Source organism: Burkholderia sp. Tr-20355, assembly GCF_017104685.1.
Classification (GTDB): domain Bacteria; phylum Pseudomonadota; class Gammaproteobacteria; order Burkholderiales; family Burkholderiaceae; genus Burkholderia; species Burkholderia seminalis.
Map to the genome: position 1 here is coordinate 1 of NZ_JAAGPK010000250.1, position 7,774 is coordinate 7,774.

General features: G+C 68.9%; 9 protein-coding genes and 1 pseudogene. 4 read left to right on the forward strand and 6 right to left on the reverse strand.

Annotation, left to right across the window (positions count from 1 at the left end; genetic code table 11):
* Positions 1-368: pseudogene (locus G3N62_RS33205) on the forward strand (M48 family peptidase); the annotation flags it as partial.
* A 39-nt stretch (positions 369-407) separates the two neighbouring features.
* On the opposite strand, the gene G3N62_RS33210 reads toward G3N62_RS33205, so the two are convergent.
* From G3N62_RS33210 to G3N62_RS33235, 6 genes are all read right to left on the reverse strand, one after another.
* Entirely contained in the window at positions 408-992 is a 585-nt protein-coding gene (locus G3N62_RS33210) for a DUF2946 family protein (protein ID WP_059560438.1), read from the reverse strand.
* Positions 985-2,022, reverse strand: coding sequence for a hydrolase (locus tag G3N62_RS33215; protein ID WP_124671210.1), 1,038 nt, complete (start codon positions 2,020-2,022; stop codon positions 985-987). Before G3N62_RS33215 ends, G3N62_RS33210 begins: the two co-directional genes overlap by 8 nt.
* A gap of 34 nt (positions 2,023-2,056) precedes the next feature.
* On the reverse strand, positions 2,057-2,503 hold the full coding sequence (locus tag G3N62_RS33220) for a nuclear transport factor 2 family protein (protein ID WP_034178922.1): 447 nt from the start codon (positions 2,501-2,503) through the stop codon (positions 2,057-2,059).
* A gap of 115 nt (positions 2,504-2,618) precedes the next feature.
* On the reverse strand, positions 2,619-3,656 hold the full coding sequence (gene waaF, locus G3N62_RS33225; protein WP_049029287.1) for a lipopolysaccharide heptosyltransferase II: 1,038 nt from the start codon (positions 3,654-3,656) through the stop codon (positions 2,619-2,621).
* A 140-nt stretch (positions 3,657-3,796) separates the two neighbouring features.
* Complete coding sequence (locus G3N62_RS33230; RefSeq protein ID WP_006749970.1) at positions 3,797-3,991, reverse strand: zinc-finger domain-containing protein; 195 nt, start codon at positions 3,989-3,991, stop codon at positions 3,797-3,799.
* Positions 3,992-4,041: 50 nt separating this feature from the next.
* Positions 4,042-4,965 carry a branched-chain amino acid transaminase gene (locus G3N62_RS33235; protein WP_034189078.1) on the reverse strand — a complete coding sequence of 308 codons (924 nt, stop codon included), beginning with the start codon at positions 4,963-4,965 and terminating at the stop codon, positions 4,042-4,044.
* Between the two features lie 194 nt (positions 4,966-5,159).
* On the opposite strand from G3N62_RS33235, the gene G3N62_RS33240 reads away from it, so the two are divergent.
* The 3 genes from G3N62_RS33240 (at position 5,160) to G3N62_RS33250 (ending at position 7,711) form a co-directional block, all read left to right on the forward strand.
* On the forward strand, positions 5,160-5,915 hold the full coding sequence (locus G3N62_RS33240) for an AzlC family ABC transporter permease (protein WP_034189079.1): 756 nt from the start codon (positions 5,160-5,162) through the stop codon (positions 5,913-5,915).
* Positions 5,912-6,235 carry an AzlD domain-containing protein gene (locus G3N62_RS33245; protein ID WP_034189080.1) on the forward strand — a complete coding sequence of 108 codons (324 nt, stop codon included), beginning with the start codon at positions 5,912-5,914 and terminating at the stop codon, positions 6,233-6,235. The genes G3N62_RS33240 and G3N62_RS33245 overlap by 4 nt, the downstream gene beginning before the upstream one ends.
* A gap of 279 nt (positions 6,236-6,514) precedes the next feature.
* Entirely contained in the window at positions 6,515-7,711 is a 1,197-nt protein-coding gene (locus tag G3N62_RS33250) for a phosphoglycerate kinase (protein ID WP_034189081.1), read from the forward strand.
* Positions 7,712-7,774 lie beyond the last annotated feature (63 nt).

A 7,774-nucleotide genomic window follows, 5' to 3' on the forward strand; every position in this document is an offset into this window, starting at 1 on the left:
AGCGGCGCTGGCCGGCGTCGCACGCGGCGATCGTCGCGCATCTGCAGGCGCTGATCGCCGCGCGCCGCTTTGCCGACGCGCAGACGCTCGCGCGGGCGCAGGCGAAGGCCGATCCCGAGCAGCCCGACTGGTGGGACTATCTCGCGAAGGCGAGCGACGGCAAGGGGGACGTGCTCGCGCGGCGCCGCGCGCTCGCGGAGAAACTGGCGCTCGACGGCGCGTGGCCGTCGGCGATCCGGCAGTTGAAGGAAGCGCGCGACGCGAAGGACGTGTCGTTTTACGAGCAGTCGATCATCGGCGCGCGGTTGCTGGAGTTCGAGGCGCGCTACAAGGAAGAGCGCGAGGACGAGAAGAACGGCCGCGGATAGCGGCCGTCGCGCGGCTTGCGTGGGCGAGGCGGCGGTGCGTCAGTTGCCGCTGCCGGCCGCCTGTCCTGCGTCATGGGCGGGGCTCGCGACATAGCCGAACCGGGCGGGCACGTCCGCGCAGGCGATGCTGCCGAGCGGCAGCGTGCGGCCGTCGCGCCAGCGCAGCACGGGCGGTTCCGCATCGAAATCCGCGTGATCGGCGAACAGCCCGAGGTCGTGATCGTGCAGCGCCGCGATGCGCCGCGTGCCGCCGTCGCGAAACAGCACGCCGCCCGCATCGTCGAGCCACGCTTCGTCCGGCTCGAACGGCGCACCCGTCTGGTCGGCGAGCACGAGTTGTCCGTCGCGCTCGGCGAGCCGGACGACCCACGGCGTATAGGCGAGCTCGACGTAGACGCGCTGCGGGCCGTTCTGGAAGAACCACCGGCCCTGCGCGTCGCATTCGTAGTTGCGGCCGATGAATGCGTTTAGCGCCGCATGCCGGATCGGCGAGCCGAGCTCGCCGGCCGCCTGGGCCGCGTCGTCGCGCAGCCGCCATTCGCCGCGCCGGTCGAGCAGCAGCCAGCCGGTACAGTGCGGCACGTTGGGCCATTTGGCGAGCGCCTGCCGGACGATGTCATCCATGGTCGACGAATTTCGCGCAATAGCCGAACACCCGCGCCGACAGCCAGTCGAGGCGGCCGGGGAACGGCCCGGTCATGAAGCCCGCGTGCCCGCCGTCCGCCGGCTGGTCGAGCTCGACGGCCGGCGACACGTCGGCCGGGCCGGGCAGCGCCGATTCCGGCAGGAACGGATCGTTGCGGGCGTTGAGGATCAGCGTCGGCACGTCGATCGCGGGGAGCAGCGGCCGTGTGGTCGCCTTCGTCCAGTAATCGTCGGCGTCCGCGAAGCCGTGCAGCGGCGCGGTCACGACCTCGTCGAAGTCGCGCATCGTCACGGCCTGCAGCATCGCTTCGCGGTCGAACAGCCCCGGGTACTGGTCGAGCTTCGCCAGCGCCTTGCGCTTGAGCGTCTTCAGGAAGCTGCGCGTGTAGACCATCGCGAACCCCTGCGACAGCGCGCGGCCGCCGGCGTGCACGTCGATCGGCGTCGAGATCGCGGCGGCGGCGCGCAGGATCGACGTGTCGCTGCGATGCTCGCCGAGCCAGCGCAGCAGCACGTTGCCGCCGAGCGACACGCCGGCGGCGACCAGCGGCCCGCGATGCTGCGCGGCGAGCCGGCGCAGGATCCAGTCGACTTCGGCGCTGTCCGCGAGATGGTAGAAGCGCGGCTGGCGGTTGAGCTCGCCGCTGCAGCTGCGGAAGTGCGGCACGACGGCGTGCCAGCCCTTCGCGCGCGCGGCGGCCATCATCGCGAGCGCGTAGTGCGAGCCGGAACTGCCTTCGAGGCCGTGGAACAGTACGAACAGCGGCGCGTCGGGCGCGGGCGCCGCGCTGTCGAGATGGGCGACCCAGTCGAGATCGATGAAGTCGTGGTCGGGGGTTTCCCATCGCTCTCGTCGGTAGGCGACGACCGCACGCCGCGCGAACAGCGCGGGCACGATGGTTTGCGCATGGCTGTTCGGCAGCCAGCGCGGTGCGCGATAGCGCAGTGTGTCGTTGTCCGGAGCCGGAGCCCCGGTCAGCGGCGAGGTGGGCGGAGAAGCCGTACTCATGATCGCCCCGCGTATGCGTTGCTTCGTCTTTTCGTCAGTGCAGCGGACCCTGACCGTGACGGATCTTGGCGGCGAACTGCCCGGCCGCCTGTTCGGGAATCGGGCTCGCGTGGATGTGCGCGATGCGCCATTCGCCGCGTTCGTGAATCATCACGTACGTCGCGAAAACCATGTCGGGTTCGGCCGTCAGGTCGGCCTGCTGATGCGCTTCGGCGATCGTATAGACGACCGTGCCGAGGCTGTCGTACACGCGGATGTCGAGCGGCTCGATCGTCACGGGGCGCGTGGCGAGCCGGTTCGCGAGCCCGCTGCGGATCTGGTCGAGGCCGTGCAGATGCTCGCCGTCCGCCCATACGCAGCTGGCGAAATCCTCGTCGATCCACAACGCCAGCAGCGCGTCGAGATTGGCATCGGCGACGGCCTGGTAGTAGGCGTTGAGCGTATCGGCAGCGGCTTCGAAAAGGCGGGCAAAACGTGGCATCGGGGTTATCTCTCGCGCGCGTCGCGCGCCGTATTCAGCACGGCGGCCCGGATGGAGCCGCCGTACACCGGTGAATCGGATTGCCCGGCGCGCCGTGCGACGCTGCCGGTCAGGGTCAGCGCTGCCCGACGAGCATGCCGCGCAAATCGCCGAATACCTGCTCGGGACCGAGTTCGCGCAGGCACTTCAGGTGGCCGAGCGGGCACTCGCGTTCGAAGCAGGGACTGCATTCGAGATGCAGCCATTGTACCTTCGCCAGGTCCGACAGCGGAGGGGTGTGGCGCGGATCGGTCGATCCGTACAGCGCGACGAGCGGCCGGCGCAGCGCGGCCGCGACGTGCATCAGCCCCGAATCGTTGGTGACGACCGCGTTCGCGCGCGCGATCAGCGCGCACGCCTCCGACAGCGACGTCTGCCCGCACAGGTTGCGCACGTTCGGCGCGTGGTCGGCGATCGCCTGCGCGGCGGCCGCGTCCTTCTGCGAGCCGAGCGCGACGATCTGCGTATACGGGAACGACTGGTGGACGATCGTCGCGAGCGTCGCGAAGTGCTCGGGCGGCCAGCGCTTGGCCGGGCCGTATTCGGCGCCCGGGCAGAACACGACGAGCGGCTTGCGCGTATCGAGATTGAAACGCGCGGACACGCGCGCCGTCTCGTTCAGGTCCGCGTCGAGGCGCGGCGCGGGCAGCGTCTTCATCGACTCGGGCAGCTTCGCGCCCGGCGCGTACGCGAGCGCCGCGTAGTGGGTCGTCATCGGCGGGCGTTCGCCCGACTTGGCCGGATTCGCGTGCCGCACGTTCAGCAGCCCGTAGCGGTGCTCGCCCGTGTAGCCGATCCGCAGCGGAATGTTCGCGAGCCACGGGATCACCGCGGACTTCAGCGAATTCGGCAGCACGTACGCCGCGTCGTAGCCGACGTCGCGCAGGTCGCTCGCGAGCTGCCAGCGGCGCAGCAGCTGCAGCTTGCCGTGGGCGAGATCGGTCGCGTAGACATCGTGGATCTCGGGCATCCGCTCGAGCACGGGCGCGACCCATGAGGGTGCGACCGCATCGATCGCGATGCGGGGATGGAGTTTCTTCAGCAGCGCAAAAAGCGGCTGCGCCATCAATGCGTCACCGATCCAGTTCGGTGCGATAACCAGCGCTCGACGCATCAGGTGGACTTCCGATGTCGTAATGAAGCACGGCGCGCGTCGCGCCGCGTTCGGGTTGCCAGAATGGGGAAGGGCGGCGCGCCGGCTGTCCGGCTGCGCCGCCTTGCGGTCGGCGGGCCCGCGGGCCCGGCCGGCCGGGCTCAGTGGCCCTTGACGACTTCGCCGTCGCGCAGCTTGTAGCGCGTGCCGCAGTACGGGCAGCGCGCCTCGCCGTGCGACACGTCGATGAAGACGCGCGGGTGCGCGCTCCAGCGTGCCATCGCCGGGTTCGGGCAGTAGGCGGGAAGATCCTTGGCCGTCAGCTCGACCAGCGGCATTTCCTTGATTTCACTCATGAGACTTTCTCTTATCACTCTTGTGTGGGGCGGTCGGTGGCGCGGCGCGCTCAGACCTTCGTCAGCCAGTGCGCGTACTTCGCGTTCTTGCCCGACACGATATCGAAAAACGCCGACTGGAGCTTTTCCGTGACGGGGCCGCGCGCGCCGCTGCCGATCGTGCGGTTATCGAGTTCGCGGATCGGCGTGACTTCGGCGGCCGTGCCGGTGAAGAACGCTTCGTCGGCCGTGTAGACCTCGTCGCGCGTGATGCGCTTCTCGATGACCTCGATGCCGGCGTCGCGCGCGAGCGTGATGATCGTGTCGCGCGTGATGCCGTCGAGGCACGATGCCAGGTCGGGCGTGTACAGCTTGCCGTTGTTCACGAGGAAGAAGTTCTCGCCCGAGCCTTCCGACACGTAGCCGTCGACGTCGAGCAGCAGCGCTTCGTCGTAGCCGTCGGCCGTCGCTTCCTGGTTCGCCAGGATCGAGTTCACGTACCAGCCCGACGCCTTCGCGCGGACCATCGACACGTTCACGTGGTGGCGCGTGAACGACGACGTCTTCACGCGGATGCCCTTCGCGAGGCCGTCCTCGCCGAGGTACGCGCCCCACGGCCACGCGGCGATCGCGACGTGGATCGTGTTGCCCTTCGCGGCCACGCCGAGCTTTTCCGAGCCGACCCAGATGATCGGGCGCAGGTAGCACGACTCGAGCTTGTTCTCGCGCACGACCGCGAGCTGCGCGGCTTCGAGCGTTTCCCGGTCGAACGGCACGTCCATCTGGAAGATCTTCGCCGAATTCAGCAGACGTTTCGTGTGCTCGGGCAGGCGGAAGATCGCGGTGCTGCCGTCGGCCGTCTTGTACGCGCGCACGCCCTCGAAGACACCCATGCCGTAGTGCAGCGTATGGGTCAGGACGTGGATCTTGGCGTCGCGCCAGTCGATCAGCTTGCCGTCCATCCAGATCTTGCCGTCGCGGTCGGCCATTGACATAGATTTCTCCTGGGATGCGGTTGTATGCAGCGTTGAGCCGGAAAGGCGCATATTTTAGCGTCATTTGAAGGCGATCCGGTCGGTCGGCGCGGGGCCGGCGCTATAATCGGCCGGTACCGATTCCAATAATGACGGGATGCATCGGCAGGAGGCGCCGGCGTTCCGACGAACCGCCCGCTGCGGCCCGTTTTCCCATGCTCGCTCGATTGTCCGCCACCGACCGCTTCGCGCTGATCCAGGGCGCGCGCGACTATTCCCCGACACTGATGGCGATCCTGTCCTGGGGCCTCGTCACCGGCATCGCGATGAGCAAGTCGGTCATGACGCTCGGGCAGGCGAGCGCGATGTCGCTGCTGGTCTACGCGGGCTCGTCGCAGCTCGCGGTGCTGCCGCTCCTCGCGGCGAAGCTGCCGATCTGGACCGTGCTGCTCACGGCCGCGATGGTCAACACGCGCTTCGTGATCTTCAGCGCCGGGCTGGCGCCCCATTTTTCCTACCTGCCGCTGTGGCGGCGTCTCGCGATCGGCTATTTCAACGGCGACGTGATCTACCTGCTGTTCCAGAAACAGGGCTTCGCCTACGGCCACGTGCCGGGCAAGGAAGCGTATTTCTGGGGGATGGCGCTCGCGAGCTGGGTGTCGTGGCAGGTGTCGTCGCTCGCCGGCATCCTGCTCGCGAGCTTCTTTCCCGCGAGCTGGGGGCTGGAGCTGGCCGGCACGCTCGCGCTGATCCCGATCATGGTGTCGGCGGTCGCGAACCGCTCGACGCTCGCGGCCGTCGCGGTCGCGGGCATCGTGTCGCTGGTCGCGTTCGACCTGCCGTACCGGCTCGCGCTGCCGCTCGCGGTGCTCGCCGCGCTGGCGGCCGGCTGCACGGCCGACTTCTTCGTCGAACGGGCCGACTGGCGGCGCATCCGCACCGAAACCGTGCACGAGAAGGAGATCGAATGAGCGCGACGGAGATCTGGATCGTCATCATCGGGATGACGATCGTCACGGCGGTCACGCGCGCGCTGTTCCTGATCGGCGGCGAGCGCACCGTGCTGCCCGAACGCGCGCAGCGCGCGCTGCGCTACGCGCCGGCCGCCGCGCTCGTCGCCGTCGTGCTGCCCGACGTGCTCGAAACGCCGGCCGGGCTGTCGTTCGCACTGTCCAACCATCCGTTCTACGCGGCGCTCGCCGGCCTCGGCTGGTTTTTGTGGCGCCGCAGCATGCTCGGCACGATCGTGGTCGGCATGGTCGTGTTCACCGTGCTGCGCCTGATCTTCTGATGAATCGTCGTTCCGGCCTGCCGGGCACGGGCCGCCCGCGGGCGGCCATTGCTGCGCCGCGGCAATGTGCCGGTTTGCGCGCGCGATCCCAAATAGGCGGAATTCGCCGCCCGCGGGTCAGTCTGCCGGGTGGATCGGCTAGAATGCCCGTTCGAGATTTTTTACCCGTGCGCGTCATGCGAACCGCCAGCCACGGCCGCATCCGGCGCCCTTTCGCGGCAGCCCGCGCACGTCCAGCGTGAACCCCCTTTCCCCATCCACTACTTCAATCTGTTCAACATGAGCCAAGTCAAGCGTCTTACCGACCTGATCGCCGCCGGCCAGCTCGCCGGCAAGCGGGTGTTCATCCGCGCCGACCTGAACGTCCCGCAGGACGACCAGGGCAACATCACCGAAGACACCCGCGTGCGCGCGTCCGTGCCGGCCATCCAGGCCGCGCTCGACGCCGGCGCGGCCGTGATGGTCACGTCGCACCTCGGCCGTCCGACCGAAGGCGAATTCAAGCCGGAAGACTCGCTCGCGCCGGTCGCGAAGCGCCTCGCCGAGCTGCTCGGCCGCGACGTGCCGCTGGTGTCGAACTGGGTCGAGAACGGCGTGAACGTCGCGCCGGGCCAGGTCGTGCTGCTCGAGAACTGCCGTGTCAACAAGGGCGAGAAGAAGAATTCGGACGAGCTCGCCCAGAAGATGGCGAAGCTCTGCGACGTGTACGTGAACGACGCGTTCGGCACCGCGCACCGCGCGGAGGCGACCACGCACGGGATCGCGAAGTACGCGCCGGTCGCGTGCGCGGGCCCGCTGCTGGCCGCCGAGCTCGACGCGCTCGGCAAGGCGCTCGGCAACCCGGCCCGCCCGCTGGTGGCGATCGTCGCCGGCTCGAAGGTATCGACCAAGCTCACCATCCTGAAGTCGCTGGCCGGCAAGGTCGACCAGCTGATCGTCGGCGGCGGCATCGCGAATACGTTCATGCTCGCGGCCGGCCTGTCGATCGGCAAGTCGCTCGCGGAAGCCGATCTCGTCGCCGAGGCGAAGGCGATCATCGACGAGGCGCGCGAGCGCGGCGCGTCGGTGCCGATCCCGACCGACGTCGTCACCGCGAAGGAATTCTCGCCGACGGCCGCGGCCACGGTGAAGCAGGTCGCCGACATCGAAGCGGACGACATGATCCTCGACATCGGCCCCGATACGGCCAAGGCGCTCGCGAGCCAGCTCGAGAAGGCCGGCACGATCGTGTGGAACGGTCCGGTCGGCGTGTTCGAGTTCGACCAGTTCGGCAACGGCACCAAGACGCTCGCCGAAGCGATCGCCAAATCGTCCGCGTTCTCGATCGCGGGCGGCGGCGACACGCTCGCGGCCATCGCGAAGTACGGCATCCACGACCAGGTCAGCTACATCTCGACGGGCGGCGGCGCCTTCCTCGAGTTCCTCGAGGGGAAGAAGCTGCCGGCGGTGGAAGTGCTCGAAACGCGGGCGGCCTGAGCGTGGCGGCGCGCGCAGGGGTGACGAAGGCCGCGCGCTCCGCGAAAGCGGAGGCGCCGGCCG